Source organism: Thioalkalivibrio sp. ALE20 (genome assembly GCF_000381405.1).
In the GTDB taxonomy this organism is placed as follows: domain Bacteria; phylum Pseudomonadota; class Gammaproteobacteria; order Ectothiorhodospirales; family Ectothiorhodospiraceae; genus Thioalkalivibrio.
The window spans coordinates 134,638-150,081 of sequence record NZ_KB906476.1 but is presented as its reverse complement, the minus strand read 5'-3'; the positions used below and the strand labels follow the sequence as shown (position 1 = coordinate 150,081).

Here is a 15,444-nt window from a genome sequence, read left to right as displayed (position 1 = left end):
ATCGCGTCAAAACGGCCATTATAGCGAAGGTGTCGGGGATGTCGCGGCCGTGCGGGCGGGTGCAGTGCCGGACGGTGCGGCCGGTGGCCGATTTGTAATTTGGGCGCAAAACCTTTAGCGTATAAAAACACTTTCGGACACAACGCCTGCGTTCCGACGCAACGCATGGCACCGTTTGCGATCCCCGAGCCAGGCGCGCGAAAAGCCGCCAGACCACGGCTCGGCACCCGGGCAACCACCGAATCCTTCCGGGTGTCAGGAACCGCCGGCCAGGCCGGCGCCGGATGCTGGAAACAACGCATCCGTATCGGGAGCCCGCGATGACGGGCCGCCCGTACCCGGTCCTCGCAGGAGAAGTTTCATGCCAGCGACCCGGGGTGCGGGATCGTCTTCGGTCGTGCAGGCGTTGTAACCCGGTGCATCCGTGGCCACGAGGGCCGGACGCACTTCATTGCAGCAAAGCCAAGAGGAATCAGCATGTCAGCGAACGTGAAGAACGATCAGGATTTCGGCGACGAGCCGATTGAACGCCGCGATACCGACAACTACCACCAGGAATACACCACCGGTTTTGTCGACAAGTGGGACGACCTGATCGACTGGGACAGCCGCGCCAAGAGCGAGGGCACGTTCTTCATCGAGGAACTGAAGAAGCGTGGCGCCAAGCGCGTGCTCGACGTCGCCGCCGGCACCGGTTTCCATTCCGTGCAGCTGCTTGAGGCCGGCTTCGACGTGGTGACCGCCGACGGCGCCCACGAGATGCTCGTGAAGGCCTTCGAGAACGGCCGTTCGCGCGGCCACATCCTGCGCACGGTGCAGGCCGACTGGCGCATGCTCAACCGCGACATCTACGGCCGCTACGACGCCGTGGTCTGCCTGGGCAACTCCTTCACCCATCTGTTCAACGAGCACGACCGCCGCAAGGCCCTGGCCGAGTTCTACTCCGCCCTGAACCATGACGGCGTGCTGATCCTGGACCAGCGCAACTACGACACCATCCTGGATCACGGTTACTCGTCCAAGCACACGTACTACTACTGTGGCGACGACGTGCAGGTGGAACCGGCCCACGTCGACGAAGGCCTGGCCCGCTTCCAGTACCGCTTCCCCGACGGGTCCGAGTACTTCCTGAACATGTTCCCGCTGCGCAAGGCCTATGTCCGCCGTCTGATGCGCGAGGTCGGTTTCCAGCAGATCGAGACCTACGGGGACTTCCAGGAGACCTACCGCGAAGCCGATCCGGATTTCTTCATTCACGTCGCCGACAAGACCTATCTCGAGGACGAGAATCGATGAGCCAGGACTATTCCGACGTCGTTGAAACGGCGCGCGACTACTACAACAGCGAGGATGCCGACACCTTCTACAAGATGGTGTGGGGTGGCGAAGACCTGCACATCGGCCTGTACGAGTACCAGGACGAGCCGATCGGTGACGCCAGCCGGCGCACCGTGGCTCACATGGCCGACATGCTGGGCGAGCCGGAGCCGCACTGGCGCGTGCTCGACATGGGCGCGGGCTACGGTGGCGTGGCCCGCTACCTGGTGGAGAACTACCGCTGTGACGTGACCGCGCTCAACCTCTCCGAGAAGGAAAACGAGCGCGATCGCGAGATCAACCGGGCGCGTCAGCTGGACCACAAGATCACCGTGGTCGACGGCTCCTTCGAGAAGGTGGACGAGCCGGACGAGTCCTACGACGTGGTGTGGTCCGAGGATTCGTTTCTGCACAGCCCGAACGAGGACAAGTACAAGGTCATCCAGGAGGCAGCGCGGCTGCTCAAGCCGGGTGGCTGGCTGATCTTCACCGATCCGATGCAGACCGATGACTGCCCCGAGGGCGTGTTGGATCCGATCCTTGCACGCATCCACCTCGATTCGCTGGCCTCCCCGTCCCTGTACCGCGATGCGGCGCAGAAGGCCGGGCTGCGCGAGATCGGTTTCGAGGAGCATTCCGGGCAGATCTCGACGCACTACGGTCGGGTGAAGCAGGAACTGGAGTCGCGCGAGGAGGAGCTCAAGCGCTTCATCTCGCAGGACTACATCGACCGCATGAAGCAGGGCCTGCAGCACTGGGTCGACGGGGGCAACTCCGGGTACCTGACCTGGGGCATCTTCCGCTTCCGCAAGCCGGAATAAGAAGGCCCGTTATCGCGGGTCCTGCGGGCGTGCGTCGTCCGGGGCCCGCCAGGCTCCGCCCCGTCGACCCTCGGCGGGGCGGAATCGTATCTTGTAGTCCATGCGGGGTGCGTTCGGGATCCAGTACCCGAGATAGACATGCGGCAACCCCAGGTTCCGCGCATGCTCGATCTGGCACAGGATGCCGAACGTGCCCAGCGCACGGGCCGGAAGGTCCGGCTCGTAGAAGGTATACATGGCCGACAGCCCCTGCGGCGTACGATCGGTGATGGCGACGCCGAGCAGTTGTCCGGCGCGGCGGAACTCCAGCAGCTCCACCGGGGCGCTGCGTTCCGTCAGCATGCCGGCGTATTCCTCGCGATTCATCTGCTCCATGCCGCCACCCGCGTGGCGGTTGCGCAGATAGCGCAGGAACAGCGGCATGTGTTCGTCCAGGTCGGCCTCGGTGCGACCGTCGCCCGCCCCCGGCGGGGCGCGATATTCGATATCGAGGTCGGCGTTGGCGCGCAGGCAGCGGCGCTGGCTGCGGTTCGGGCGGAAGGCGGCCACCGGTATGCGCACCGGCACGCAGGCATCGCAGGCGGGGCAGTGGTGGCGATAGACAAAACGGCCGCTGCGGCGAAAGCCCTCGGCCAGCAGGGCCCCGAAGCCGGCGGCATCCAGCCGGGCCTCGGGGTCGACCAGCAGGGACTGCATCTCGCGCCCGTCCGTGATGTACGGACAGGGCTGCGGGGCAGTCAGATACCAGCGGATCGGGGATTCCTGCATTCCGCTATCCTGACAGCTCCGGCCCGGGGCGCCAACGCATACCGGGCCGTGCCCCCGCCACCGGCGGGACATGACCGGGGTTCGATGCCCGGCATGCTAAAGTAATGACATTTGAAACCAATGGTGTACGGCACATGACGGCAACGCGACAAGATCTCGAGAACGCCCTGAAGGAACGCATCCTGATTCTGGATGGCGGCATGGGCACGACCATCCAGCTGTACGATCTGCAGGAAGCGGACTATCGCGGCGAGCGCTTCAAGGACTGGGAAGGCGACCTCAAGGGCAACAACGACCTGCTCTCCCTGACCCGCCCGGACATCATCGAGCAGATCCACAACGATTACCTCGAGGCCGGCGCCGACATCATCGAGGCGAACACCTTCAACGGTACCCGCATCGCGATGGCGGACTACCACATGGAGGATCTTGTCCCCGAGCTGAACCGCGAATCCGCGAAGCTCGCGCGCAAGGCCGCCGATGCCTGGACCGAGAAGACCCCGGATCGTCCGCGCTACGTGGCCGGCATCCTCGGCCCGACCAACCGCACCGCTTCCATCTCGCCGGACGTGAACGATCCGGGCGCGCGTAACGTCGATTTCGACACCCTGGTCGAGGCCTACAAGGAGGCCGCCGAGGCGCTGGTCGAGGGCGGGGTGGACCTGCTGCTGATCGAGACGGTGTTCGACACCCTGAACGCCAAGGCCGCGATCTTCGCGGTCAAGACCCTGGAAGACGAGCTCGGGAAGGACCTCCCGGTGATGATCTCCGGCACCATCACCGACGCCTCCGGTCGTACCCTTTCGGGCCAGACCACCGAGGCCTTCTGGAATTCCGTGCGCCATGCGAACCCGATCTCCATCGGTCTGAACTGCGCGCTGGGGGCCAAGGAGATGCGCCAGTACGTGGCCGAGATGTCGCGCATTGCCGACACCCACGTGTCCGCGCACCCCAACGCCGGTCTGCCCAACGAGTTCGGTGACTACGACGAGACCCCGGAGCAGATGGCCGCGGACGTCGGCCCGTGGGCCGAAGAAGGCCTGCTGAATATCATCGGCGGCTGCTGCGGCACCCTGCCGGAGCATATCCGCGCGATCCGCGAGGCGGTCGAGAAGTTCCCGCCGCGCAAGGTGCCGGAGGTCTCTCCGGCCTGCCGCCTGTCCGGTCTGGAGCCGTGCAACATCGACGATAACTCGCTGTTCGTGAACGTCGGCGAGCGCACCAACGTGACCGGCTCGCGCAAGTTCCTGCGCCTGATCCAGAACGAGGAATACGACGTCGCGCTGGAAGTCGCGCTGAACCAGGTCGAGGGCGGCGCCCAGATCATCGACATCAACATGGACGAGGGCATGCTGGAGTCGCAGGATGCGATGGTCCGCTTCCTCAATCTGCTGGCCGGCGAGCCCGACATCGCCCGCGTGCCGGTGATGATTGACTCCTCCAAGTTCGAGATCGTCGAGGCCGGCCTGAAATGCGTGCAGGGCAAGCCGGTGGTCAACTCGATCTCCATGAAGGAGGGCGAGGAGAACTTCATCCGGCAGGCCGAACTGTGCCGCCGCTACGGCGCCGCGATCGTGGTCATGGCCTTCGACGAGGATGGCCAGGCCGACAACGAGGACCGCCGCGTCGAGATCTGTACCCGCGCCTACAAGCTGCTGACCGAGAAGGTCGGCTTCCCGGCCGAGGACATCATCTTCGACCCGAACATCTTCGCGATCGCGACCGGCATCGAAGAGCACAACAACTACGGCGTCGACTTCATCGAAGCGGTGCGCCGCATCAAGAAGGACCTGCCGCACGCCCTGGTCTCCGGCGGCGTGTCCAACGTGTCGTTCTCGTTCCGCGGCAACGAGCCGGTGCGCGAGGCGATCCACGCGGTGTTCCTGTACCACGCCATCAAGGCGGGCATGGACATGGGCATCGTCAACGCCGGCCAGCTGGCGGTCTACGACGATATCGACGCGAAGCTTAAGGAAGCGGTCGAGGACGTGGTCCTGAACCGCCGCGATGACGCGACCGATCGCCTGCTCGAGCTGGCCGAGGAGTACAAGGGCCAGGGCGGTGGCAAGAAGGAAGAGAACCTCGAGTGGCGCGAGTGGGAAGTCAGCAAGCGCCTCGAGCACTCCCTGGTCAAGGGTATCGACACCTACGTGGTGGACGACACCGAAGAGGCCCGTCAGGCCTACGACCGCCCGATCCAGGTGATCGAAGGCCCGCTGATGGACGGCATGAACGTGGTCGGCGACCTGTTCGGCGAGGGCAAGATGTTCCTGCCGCAGGTGGTCAAGTCCGCGCGCGTTATGAAGAAGGCCGTGGCGCACCTGATCCCGTACATCGAGGCCGAGAAGACCGGCACCGAGAACAACGGCAAGATCCTGATGGCCACCGTGAAGGGCGACGTGCACGACATCGGCAAGAACATCGTCGGCGTGGTCCTGCAGTGCAACAACTTCGAGGTCATCGACATCGGCGTGATGCAGCCGGGTGCCGAGATCCTGAAGGCCGCCAAGGAGCATGATGTCGACGTCATCGGTCTGTCCGGCCTGATCACGCCCTCGCTGGAGGAGATGGCGAACTTCGCCGCCGATCTGGAGCGCGAGGGCATGACCACGCCGCTGATGATCGGCGGGGCGACCACCTCGCGCGCCCACACCGCGGTCAAGATCGAGCCGAACTACTCCGGCCCGGTGGTTTGGGTGAAGGACGCCTCGCGTGCGGTGGGCGTGGCCCAGAGCCTGATCAGCCCCGAACTGCGCGAGAACTACGCCGCCGAGATCCGCGAGGAATACGAGAAGCTGCGCGTGCAGAACGCCGGGCGCAAGAAGAAGGTCCAGTGGCTGTCGCTGGAGAAGGCCCGCTCCAACAAGCCGGAGATCGACTGGTCCGCCTACGCCCCGACCAGGCCGAAGGCGCTGGAGACCGACGACCTGCCGGGCGAGCCGACCGTGCTGCATCCGCACGGCGATGGCTCGGTGCTGCTGCGCTTCGATGACTTCGACCTGAACAAGGTCAAGGAGTACATCGACTGGACGCCGTTCTTCCATTCCTGGCAGCTGCATGCGGCCTACCCGCGCATTCTCGAAGACGAGAAGGTCGGGGAAGAGGCACGCAAGCTGTTCAAGGATGGCCAGGAGATGCTGCAGCGCATGATCGACGAGAAGTGGGTGACCTGCCGCGGCGTGGTCGGCTTCTTCCCGGCGAACAGCGTCGATGACGACGACATCGAGGTCTATGCCGACGAGAACCGCAGCCAGGTGCTGAAGAAGCTGCACCACCTGCGCCAGCAGACCGAGAAGCGTCGCGGTCAGCCCAGCCACTCGCTGGCGGACTTCGTGATGCCGAAGGAGGCCGGTGGCCCGGACTACATCGGTGCGTTCGCCGTCAGTGCCGGCGGTGACGTGGATGCGAAGGCCGAGGAATACGAGAAGGCCAACGACGACTACCACGCCATCCTCGTGAAGAGCCTGGCCGACCGCCTGGCCGAGGCCTTCGCCGAGTGCATGCACGAATACGTGCGCAAGTACTACTGGGGCTACGTCGCAGACGAGCAGCTGGCCAACGAGGACCTGATCGAAGAGAAGTACCAGGGCATTCGTCCGGCGCCGGGCTATCCGGCCTGCCCCGAGCACACCGAGAAGGCCACGCTGTGGGAGCTGCTGCAGGCGGAGGAAAACGCCGACATGACGCTCACCGAGAGCTACGCCATGTTGCCGGTGTCGGCCGTGTCCGGCTGGTACTTCGCGCATCCCGAGTCGCGCTACTTCGGCCTCGGCAAGGTCAACCGCGACCAGGTCGAGGACTACGCGAAGCGCAAGGGCATGTCGTTCGAGGAGGCCGAGCGCTGGCTCGCGCCGAACATCGGCTACGACGACAGCGACGAGGCCAAGGCGGAAGCCGCGGCCGAACGCGAGGCGCGCAGCGCGTAACCGCAGGGTCCGCCCTGCGACCCGAATCAGGCCCCGCCCCGTGCGGGGCCTTTTTCGTGGGCGCAATCCCGTGGAAGACCTGTCCCGGTTTCCGCGCGTCGCCGGATGTTTGTATCCTGCAGGCATGTCCCGGCGGGCGCCCGCGCTCGTCGCCCCATACCAACGGAGCCCCGCATGACCTCAGGTCAGGAAACCGATTCCACCCAGCACGTCCTCACCCTGCGTCAGACCCGGCTGGAGGACTACGACGACATCCGCGAGATCATGGAGCGGGTCTACCAGGACCTGGACGGGGCGTGGAGCGAGGCGCAGTTCCGCTCCCAGGTCACGCGCTTTCCCGAAGGGCAGATCTGCATCGAGGACAACGGGAAGGTGGTGGCCGCCGCCATCAGCCTGATCGTCGAGTACAAGCGCTTCGGCGATCACCACAACTACTGGCAGATCACCGGCAACGGCTTTCTCACCACCCACGATCCGGACGGGGACACGCTGTACGGCGTGGACATCTTCGTGCACCCGGATTACCGCGGCCTGCGCCTGGGGCGGCGGCTGTACGATGCGCGCAAGGAGCTGTGCGAGAAGCTGAACCTGCGCGCGATCGTGGCCGGCGGACGCATCCCCGGATACGAGGCCCATCGCGACGAGATGACGCCGCAGCAGTACGTGGAGAAGGTCAAGAACCACGAGATCACCGATCCGATCCTGACCTTCCAGCTGGCCAACGATTTCCACGTGCGCAAGATCATCACGGACTACCTTCCGGACGACGAGAAGTCCGGGGCGTATGCCACGCTGATCGAATGGCTCAACATCTATTACGAGGAAAAGGAAAAGCTGATCGGCGGCAGCCGTTCGGACGTGCGCATCGGCGTGGTCCAGTGGCAGATGCGGCCCACCGCCGACCTCGATGCCCTGTTCCAGCAGGTGGAGTACTTCGTGGACGCGGTGTCGGGTTACCGCGCCGACTGCGTGCTGTTCCCGGAGTTCTTCAACGGTCCGCTGATGGGCGCGTTCAACCAGGACTATCCGGCCGAGGCCGTGCGCCGACTGGCGGAGTACACCGAGGACATCCGCGAGGAGATGGTGCGCCTGGCGCTGTCCTACAACATCAACATCGTCGCCGGTTCGATGCCCGAATACCACGACGACGTGCTGCGCAACGTGTCCTACCTGTGCCGCCGCGACGGGACCTGGGATCGCCAGTACAAGCTGCACGTGACCCCCGACGAGATCGGCTACTGGGGGCTGCAGGGCGGTGACGAGGTGCATGTCTTCGACACCGACTTCGGCAAGATCGGGATCCTGATCTGCTACGACGTCGAGTTCCCCGAGCTGCCGCGGGTGATGGCCGATCACGGCCTGCAGATCCTGTTCGTGCCGTACTGGACGGACACCAAGAACGCCTATCTGCGGGTACGCCGCTGCGCCCAGGCCCGGGCGATCGAGAACGAGTGCTACGTGGTCATGTCCGGCTCGGTGGGTAACCTCCCGCGGGTGGAGAACATGGACATGCAGTACTCGCAGGCCGCGGTGTTCACCCCTTCCGACTTTGCGTTCCCGCACGACGCGGTGGCCGCCGAGGCGACCCCGAACACCGAGATGACCCTGATCGTGGATCTCGACCTCGACAACCTGAAGGAACTGCGCAACCACGGCTCGGTGCGCAATCTGCGGGACCGTCGGCGGGATCTCTACGCGATCGACTGGAAATCCAGCCCCGTATAGAGACGTCCGGAGCCAAAACGTGAAGATCTTCCGCGGATCCCCGCCGGGGCGGGGTGGTATTGTTCGATCATCAGCCGTAATCTGAACTACGGACGTGTCGTCCGCTGCCGTGGGCGCAGGAGGCCACGGAAAGGCATCGAGGTTTTCAGGGGGTAACCATGGCGGAAGCAGTGACGAGCGAAACGCCCGGGGCGTCTGCCGGCGGGCCGCGTACGGCCGTTCTGGTCGTGGACGATTCCAAGGTGATCCGCGTGGCCCTGCAGCGCATCCTCCGGGATACCCATACCGTGTACGAGGCCGCGGACGGCGAAGAGGCATGGGCCCGCCTGCAGGAACAGAACGACATCGGTCTGGTGCTGACCGATCTCTCCATGCCCAGGCTCGACGGGCAGGACCTCCTGATGCGCATCCGGGACGGCGCCGATGGCGTTCCCGCGGATCTCCCCGTGGGGATCGTTACGGGGCAGGAGAACGACGAACAGTCCGAGGAAGACTGGCGTTCCATGGGCGCGAACGCCGTGCTCAAGAAACCGTTCGTGCCGGGACGGGTCCGCGAGGTGGTGGCCGAGCTCCTGCCAGAGCATCCCGTGGCCGACGAGGAGACCGAGGCCGAGCTGCGCCACCTGCGTGACGAGGTCGAGCGGCTGCGGCGCGAACTGATGCTGCGCCAGAGTTCCTCCGGGGATCGCGAGCTGCACAACGAACTGGACCGGCTGCGCCAGGCCCTCGCCGAGTCCCGCGACGATGCCACCGCTGCCTATCAGCGCGCCGACGAATACGAGGAAAAGAGCCGTTCGCTCGAGCAGGAGCTGGAAGAGGCGCGCCAGCGCCTGAGCGAGGCCAGCGAGACCCTGGAGCAGGCGCAGGAACAATCGGCGGAGGAGGCCGGGGCCGCGTCCGACGACGACCGCCAGCAGCGGGTGACCGAGCTGGAAGGCGAGGTGATCCGGCTGGAGCACGAGCTGGTCGAGCTGGAGCGCGAGCGCGACAAGGCCCGTGAGGAACGCGATGCGGCGAACAAGACCGCCGAGCGCCTGCGCGGGGAACGCAATCAGCAGACCGAACGCGCGTCGGCGGCGGAGGCCGCGCAGCACGAGCTGGAGACGCAGTGCTCCGATCAGGAGAGTACGCTGGCCCAGCTGCGCGACAGCCTTGAACAGCGTGAACGCGAGCTGTCGGAGGCGATGCACAAGAACAAGTCCCTGCGCGCGCGCATCCGTGATCTGGAGCTGGAGCTCAACGGGGGGCCGAAGGCCGCGCCGGAGGCCGAGGGGCCTGCCTCGGAGCAGGGTGGGGAGGCCCCGGCCGCGACCGGCTCCGGGAAAGCCAGCTTTGATCCCCCCAGCGATCGCCTGTGGTCGCGGCCATGGTTCCGCGGGGTGCTGGTGGCCGCGGTGCTGGCCGTGATCTTCCTGGGCGTGCTGATCTACCTCCGGGGGTTCTGAGCCCCCGGAGGTTCGTGCAGCGCCCGCGTCGGGCCTATTTCAGACGACGCTCCAGGGCCCCCAGCAGGTACTGCCAGGAATCCCGGTCGGCGCGTTCGTCATAGCCCACCGGCATGTCGAAGCGCTCGGCGATGCTGTCGGCGTCGGGGTTGGTGAAGCTGTGCAGCACGCCACCGAAATCCACCAGGGTCCAGTCCGCGTCGGCGTTATCCATCTCCTCGCGGAAGGCATCCACCTGTTCTTTCGGCACCATCGGGTCGGCCGCACCATTGAAGACCAGGACCTCGGGCTTCAGGGTGTCGGCCGACGCCGGGTGCTCGGTGGCCAGTGCGCCGTGGAAGCTTGCCACCAGGGCCAGATCGGCTCCGGCGCGTGCCGCTTCCAGCGCCACCGTGCCGCCAAAGCAGTAGCCCACGGCCGCCACCGGTTGGTCCGCGGTCTGATCGTGGCCGCGCAGGTAGTCGTGCGCGGCGCCGAAGCGCTCCAGCATCATGTCCCGGTTTTCGCGCACCTGCCCGGCGAACTCGCCGGCCTCGGACGGATGGTCCGCGGTGCGGCCGTCGCCGTACATGTCCAGCGAGAAGGCGGTATAGCCTTCCGCGGCCAGCTGCTCGGCGCGGCTGCGGGCGTAGTCGTTGTGCCCCCACCATTCGTGGACCACCAGCACGCCCGGACGCGGACCGTCGACCGACGGGTCCCAGGCGATGAAGCCCTCGAAGGTCTGCCCGTCGTGCTCGTAGGTCACGGATTCGGTGTGCAGGTCGGCCAGCGCCAGGCCAGGGAACAGTGCGGCCAGCGCCACGGCGGCACTCAGGGTTCGCAGTGGTTGCATGGGTGTCTCCTTGTCGAATCGCCGAATCGGCCATTCGAGTATGGTCCCGCTCCGGAATGCGAACAAGAGCGCCCGTTCCGGGATGCGTCGGGGCCGCGCAGGGGCTAAGCTGGAAATGCGGCGCGGAAGGGTAATGCCGCACGGGAGGAGATCCGATGAGCGACGAGACGGGCTTTGCGAGCCTCGAGGCCCGGGTGGAGGCGGCCGACCGGCTGCTGGCCATGCCGCAGGTGGTGTTCGAGGTCTCGCGGCTGCTGGACGACGACGAAAGTACCCAGCCGCAGATCGCTGCGGCCCTCGGGCGTGATCCCGGTCTGGTGGCTCATGTGCTGCGTCTGGCCAACAGCCCGGCCTACGCGCCGTCGCGCGCGGTGGATTCGATCGAGCGGGCGGTGGCGATGCTGGGGCGCGACGTCCTGCAGCGTCTGGTGGTGGCGAGTGCCGTGACGCGCTCCATGAACACCCTCCCCGAGCAGGAGCGTCTGCCGCTGGAGACCTTCTGGCGTCATTCGGCCTACTGCGCCGTCATCGCCCGGCAGCTGGCGCAGGCGGTGGCCCCGCGTGCGGCCGGCGTGGTCTTTCTGGCGGGTTTGCTGCACGACCTGGGCAAGCTGCTGCTGTTCTCGCAGTCGCCCGAAGCGGCGCACCGCGCCTTCCTGGCGAGCCTGGATACCGCGCAGGGGCCGTCGCCGCAGGCCGCCGAGCGCGAACAGATGGGCTTCGACCATGCCCGTCTGGGCGGGGCACTGGCCGAGCGCTGGGGGCTGCCCGAGGCCCTGGTGGAGGGCATTGCCTGGCACCACGATCCGCTTTCCGCCAGCGATCGCCATCGACCCTCGGTGGCCCTGGTGCATCTGGCCAACACCGGCGCTCACCTAGCCGAGATCGATTCGCGCGACTGGGCCGATGCGCCGCCGCTGGAAGAACAGGCCTGGGCGATCGCCGGGGTCTCGCCGGAGATGCTGCTGCAGGCGGTGGAAGACGCCCAGCACGAGGTCCTGGCGGTGCAGGCCCTGTCCGACCCGGAGGTGGGTACGCCGGCCGGCTGATGGCCATGCGAGAACCCGGGCGGGGCGGCGGCGGTCTACCGGAATGACTGTGAGGAACTTGCCATGACCCGTTGCTCCCGCGCTCGCTCTGTTCCCGGAATACCGTGTTCCGGCCGTGTGCTCCGGTTGGCACTGCTGCTGATCGTCGGCCTCGGCGTGGTCGGTTGCGCCTCGGTGCCCGAGCGGCTGGGGCCGCTTCCCGACCAGCGCCTGGATCTGGCTACGGTGCGTGCCGATGTGGCTGCCGCCGAAGGTGCGCTCGTGGTCTGGGGCGGGGTGGTCGCGGGGGTCGATAATACCGACGACGGGACCCGTCTGGAGATCGTCGCCCGCCCTCTCGGACGCGATGCGCGGCCGCGGGAAACCGATGTCTCTCCCGGGCGGTTTCGCGTGTGGGTGGATGACTTCCTCGAACCGCGGGACCATGCCCCGGGGCGCGAGGTGACCGTGCGCGGACGGATTGCGGGCAGCGAAGAAGCCCGCATTGGCGAGCATGTCTACGAGTTCGTGCAGGTGGAGGCCGAGGTCGTGCATCTCTGGGAACGACGCCCGCCGCCGCAGGATCGACGGTACGATCCCTGGTACGACCCGTGGTATGACCCGTGGTACCACTCGGGCATGCCCCGCGGTTACTACGGGCCCGGCTGGCGTCACCCCCGTCCGCTGCATCACGATCCGTATCACGACGGGCACTTCCGGTGAATCCGATGCACGAACACAGATCCGGTAACCGTTGTTTGTCCCGTCGCGTGTCGGGCGTTGCGCGGGCTCTGCTGGCGGCCCTGCTGGCGCTGGTCCTCGCGGGTTGCGCGGCCACGCCGCTGGAGGTGCCGCGTCCCGCCGAACCGGTGGAGCCGCGCGCGGTTACCGCCGAGCGGCTGCCGCAGACCGACCAGATGTGGGGCGGCGTCATCGCCGAGGTCGACCACGGCCCCGAAACCACCGTGCTCGAGGTTCTGGCCTATCCATTACGGGGGCAGGAGCCACGCACCGGGGCGGCCAGTCAGGGGCGTTTCCGGGTCGTGGTGGAGGGTTTCCTTGATCCGGTGGATTATCGCCCCGGGCGCCGCATGACGGCCACCGGACCGGTCACCGCGGTCGAGACCGGCCGGATCGGCGAGGCGGAATACCGCTTCCCGGTACTGGAAGCCCGGCAGCTGCATCTGTGGCCGGCGGGCACTCCCGCCGCGCCCGGACGGGTGAACTTCGGCATCGGTATCGGGATCGGACTGTGACCCGTTCAACCGTTTCAATCAGGGAGTGACATGCAAGCCATCCAGTTCAACGAGCCCGGCTCTGCCGACGTTTTATACCTGGGCGAATGCCCCGACCCGGTGATCCGCGAGCCCGACGAGGTGCGTGTGCGCCTGCTGGCGGCCGGCGTGAATCCGGTCGACACCAAGGTCCGGGCGGGCGGCATGCTGGTCGAGGGCGCGCCGCACAATACCCCCGGCTGTGACGGCGTAGGGGTCGTCGAGGCCTGCGGCGACGCGGTGCAGCACGTTCGCCCGGGGCAGCGCGTGGCGTTCTGTTTCGGTGGCACCGGCGCCGACCCGGGGACCTGTGCCGAACAGGCGGTGGTGCCCGAGGCCGCCCTGGTGCCGGTGCCCGATGCGGTCTCTGACGCCGAGGCGGCGGCGCTGCCGCTGGCGTGGATCACGGCCTGGGAGGCGCTGATCGACCGCGGCGGCCTGCAGAAGGGCGACTATGTCCTGGTGCATGCGGCCAGCGGAGGAGTCGGGCAGATTGCGGTTCAGCTGGCGCGGGCGGCCAATGCCCGGGTGCTCGGGCTGGTGCGCAGCGATGCCGGTGTGGAGGTGATGCGTGCCCTGGGGGCGGATCACGTCGACATCCGCAGTGACCGTGCCGCGACGGATATCGCCGCCTTCACCGACGGACGGTATTTCGACCTGGTGCTGGATACCGTCGGTGGCGACACCTTCGTCGAGGGACTGGGGCACATCCGCTTTGCCGGGCGCCTGGTGACCCTGCTGGCACCGCCCGACGGCATGGACTGGAACCCGGCGCGGCTGCAGAACGCGGCCATCCATCTGGAACTGATGCTGACCCCGATGCTGCAGCGCAGCCGGACGGGGCTGGCGCGGCAGGCGAAGATTGTGGCCGACGGGCTGGCACGCCTGGAGGCCGGCAGCCTGGAGGTCAACGTCGAGGACGTGCTGCCGCTGGCACAGACCGCGGAGGCGCACCGGCGGATCGAGGCCGGCGGGCGTCGCGGCAAGCTGGTGCTGCGTATCCCCGATTGAGGCGGGCGCGACTGAGGAACCGGGTATTCAGCCGCCAAACAGGTGGCTGAATACCCGCGCGCCGCCGATGTACGTTCCGGCCGCCGAGCCCAGGGTCGTCAGCAGGAACACCAGCAGCACGCGCGAGACCCGGTTGTGCCACCAGCCCCGGGCGTGGGTGGTGTCCTGGCGCAGGCGGGCGAAATCCGAGACCCGGGGCTTGCGCAGGAAGATCTCCGCGGCGGCAGCCACGAAGCCGACCCCGATGGTGGGGTTCAGGGAGGTCAGCGGCGCGGCCAGCGCCGCGGTCAGCAGGGTCAGCGGATGAGCCAGGGCGATCGCCGCTCCCACCGCGGCCAGTCCGCCATTGATGACCACCCAGTCGATGATCATCTGAATCCCGATGTCGGGGTTGCGCAGGAATCCGATCACGAAGCCGGTCAGGATCACCCCGACCACCACCCACGGGATGATCTTCGGCCAGCGGGCCTTCGGCGGGGCCTGGTCGAGGTCGTCCAGGATCTCGTCCGGCGGCTGTTGCTGCTGGCCGATCTGTTCGGCGATGCCGGCCAGGTGCCCGGCGCCGACCACCGCGAGGATGCGCCGGTGCTCGCCGCTGGCGGCCATGCGCCGCAGATGCGCGGCCATGTACAGGTCACGTTCGTGGATCAGCGTGCCGTACAGGGCCTCGGACTGCTCGGCGAACTCGCTGAAGGTGTTCTCCAGCATGTCGCCTTCCTTCAGGCGCTCGATCTCGCTCTCGTCGATCTTCTCGCGGCTGAGCACGCTGCCCAGCAGGCCGCCGACCAGGCCCATGCGCTGCCACCACGGCACGGCCCGGTAGGTGCGTCGGAGGGTCAGGCCCAGGTCGCGGTCGATCAGCGCCAGCGGCACGCCCTGATCCAGGGCGCCGTCCATGGCCGCGCGCATCTCCGCCCCCGGCTCGATCCCGTACTGCTCGGCCAGACGCTGCTGATAGGCCCCCAGGGCGAGACTGGCGGCGATCATCGGGGCCTGGCCCTGCCGGATCACGCTGAACAGATCCATCCGGCCCAGCGCATCCGGGTCCAGCATGGCCCGCTGGCGGCTCTCGCACAGCTCGATGGCGACCGCGTCGAAGCTTTCGGTGTCGATCAGGCTGCGTACCCGGTCCGCGCTGGCCCGCGAGACATGGGCGGTGCCCAGCAGCACGACCTCGGTGTCCCCCAGCTGCAGTACGCGATGGGGTTCGCTGGCGATCAGGTCCTCGACGTTCGGAGTCATGTTCGGGCCGGTGGGCTGTTTTCGGGTGATCGAATCCTATCAGGCTCGTTCGCCG

Annotated in this window: 12 protein-coding genes; 9 read left to right on the top strand and 3 right to left on the bottom strand. The window is 67.0% G+C overall.

Annotated elements, in window-relative coordinates; all coding sequences use genetic code 11:
- Window positions 1-477: 477 nt before the first annotated feature.
- Together F790_RS0110150 and F790_RS0110145 are read left to right on the top strand one after the other, a co-directional pair.
- On the top strand, window positions 478-1,296 hold the full coding sequence (locus tag F790_RS0110150; RefSeq protein WP_018869112.1) for a class I SAM-dependent methyltransferase: 819 nt from the start codon (window positions 478-480) through the stop codon (window positions 1,294-1,296).
- Window positions 1,293-2,138, top strand: a complete 846-nt coding sequence (locus F790_RS0110145; protein WP_018869113.1) for a methyltransferase domain-containing protein — start codon at window positions 1,293-1,295, stop codon at window positions 2,136-2,138. Before F790_RS0110150 ends, F790_RS0110145 begins: the two co-directional genes overlap by 4 nt.
- A gap of 9 nt (window positions 2,139-2,147) precedes the next feature.
- Here the strand turns inward: F790_RS0110145 and F790_RS0110140 are convergent, their stop codons facing one another.
- Window positions 2,148-2,906: an arginyltransferase gene (locus F790_RS0110140; protein WP_018869114.1), complete on the bottom strand. Its 759-nt coding sequence runs from the start codon at window positions 2,904-2,906 to the stop codon at window positions 2,148-2,150.
- 134 nt (window positions 2,907-3,040) lie between these two features.
- Here F790_RS0110140 and metH point away from each other — a divergent pair, with 134 nt between their 5' ends.
- From metH to F790_RS0110125, 3 genes are all read left to right on the top strand, one after another.
- Entirely contained in the window at window positions 3,041-6,832 is a 3,792-nt protein-coding gene (gene metH / locus F790_RS0110135) for a methionine synthase (RefSeq protein WP_018869115.1), read from the top strand.
- 174 nt (window positions 6,833-7,006) lie between these two features.
- Window positions 7,007-8,557 carry a bifunctional GNAT family N-acetyltransferase/carbon-nitrogen hydrolase family protein gene (locus F790_RS0110130; protein ID WP_019591592.1) on the top strand — a complete coding sequence of 517 codons (1,551 nt, stop codon included), beginning with the start codon at window positions 7,007-7,009 and terminating at the stop codon, window positions 8,555-8,557.
- Between the two features lie 158 nt (window positions 8,558-8,715).
- On the top strand, window positions 8,716-10,002 hold the full coding sequence (locus tag F790_RS0110125) for a response regulator (protein WP_018869117.1): 1,287 nt from the start codon (window positions 8,716-8,718) through the stop codon (window positions 10,000-10,002).
- Window positions 10,003-10,036: 34 nt separating this feature from the next.
- Here the strand turns inward: F790_RS0110125 and F790_RS0110120 are convergent, their stop codons facing one another.
- Window positions 10,037-10,834: a dienelactone hydrolase family protein gene (locus F790_RS0110120; protein ID WP_019591591.1), complete on the bottom strand. Its 798-nt coding sequence runs from the start codon at window positions 10,832-10,834 to the stop codon at window positions 10,037-10,039.
- A gap of 155 nt (window positions 10,835-10,989) precedes the next feature.
- Here F790_RS0110120 and F790_RS0110115 point away from each other — a divergent pair, with 155 nt between their 5' ends.
- The 4 genes from F790_RS0110115 (at window position 10,990) to F790_RS0110100 (ending at window position 14,147) form a co-directional block, all read left to right on the top strand.
- Window positions 10,990-11,883 (top strand): HDOD domain-containing protein, encoded by an 894-nt coding sequence (locus tag F790_RS0110115; RefSeq protein ID WP_019591590.1) that lies wholly within the window; start codon window positions 10,990-10,992, stop codon window positions 11,881-11,883.
- 63 nt (window positions 11,884-11,946) lie between these two features.
- Window positions 11,947-12,585 carry a Slp family lipoprotein gene (locus tag F790_RS0110110; RefSeq protein WP_304412357.1) on the top strand — a complete coding sequence of 213 codons (639 nt, stop codon included), beginning with the start codon at window positions 11,947-11,949 and terminating at the stop codon, window positions 12,583-12,585.
- Window positions 12,586-12,632: 47 nt separating this feature from the next.
- The gene (locus F790_RS0110105; RefSeq protein WP_019591588.1) at window positions 12,633-13,118 is read left to right on the top strand and encodes a Slp family lipoprotein; all 486 of its coding nucleotides are present in this window, start codon (window positions 12,633-12,635) and stop codon (window positions 13,116-13,118) included.
- A 30-nt stretch (window positions 13,119-13,148) separates the two neighbouring features.
- Window positions 13,149-14,147 (top strand): zinc-binding dehydrogenase, encoded by a 999-nt coding sequence (locus F790_RS0110100; protein ID WP_019591587.1) that lies wholly within the window; start codon window positions 13,149-13,151, stop codon window positions 14,145-14,147.
- Between the two features lie 27 nt (window positions 14,148-14,174).
- On the opposite strand, the gene F790_RS0110095 is transcribed toward F790_RS0110100, so the two are convergent.
- Window positions 14,175-15,389, bottom strand: a complete 1,215-nt coding sequence (locus F790_RS0110095; RefSeq protein WP_019570169.1) for a TraB/GumN family protein — start codon at window positions 15,387-15,389, stop codon at window positions 14,175-14,177.
- Window positions 15,390-15,444 lie beyond the last annotated feature (55 nt).

Excerpts from the sequence above, each read along its gene's own strand:
- F790_RS0110150 (WP_018869112.1), top strand. The coding sequence starts at position 478 with ATGTCAGCGAACGTGAAGAACGATCAGGATTTCGGCGACGAGCCGATT.
- F790_RS0110145 (WP_018869113.1), top strand. The coding sequence starts at position 1,293 with ATGAGCCAGGACTATTCCGACGTCGTTGAAACGGCGCGCGACTACTAC.
- F790_RS0110140 (WP_018869114.1), bottom strand. The coding sequence starts at position 2,906 with ATGCAGGAATCCCCGATCCGCTGGTATCTGACTGCCCCGCAGCCCTGT.
- metH (WP_018869115.1), top strand. The coding sequence starts at position 3,041 with ATGACGGCAACGCGACAAGATCTCGAGAACGCCCTGAAGGAACGCATC.
- F790_RS0110130 (WP_019591592.1), top strand. The coding sequence starts at position 7,007 with ATGACCTCAGGTCAGGAAACCGATTCCACCCAGCACGTCCTCACCCTG.
- F790_RS0110125 (WP_018869117.1), top strand. The coding sequence starts at position 8,716 with ATGGCGGAAGCAGTGACGAGCGAAACGCCCGGGGCGTCTGCCGGCGGG.
- F790_RS0110120 (WP_019591591.1), bottom strand. The coding sequence starts at position 10,834 with ATGCAACCACTGCGAACCCTGAGTGCCGCCGTGGCGCTGGCCGCACTG.
- F790_RS0110115 (WP_019591590.1), top strand. The coding sequence starts at position 10,990 with ATGAGCGACGAGACGGGCTTTGCGAGCCTCGAGGCCCGGGTGGAGGCG.
- F790_RS0110110 (WP_304412357.1), top strand. The coding sequence starts at position 11,947 with ATGACCCGTTGCTCCCGCGCTCGCTCTGTTCCCGGAATACCGTGTTCC.
- F790_RS0110100 (WP_019591587.1), top strand. The coding sequence starts at position 13,149 with ATGCAAGCCATCCAGTTCAACGAGCCCGGCTCTGCCGACGTTTTATAC.
- F790_RS0110095 (WP_019570169.1), bottom strand. The coding sequence starts at position 15,389 with ATGACTCCGAACGTCGAGGACCTGATCGCCAGCGAACCCCATCGCGTA.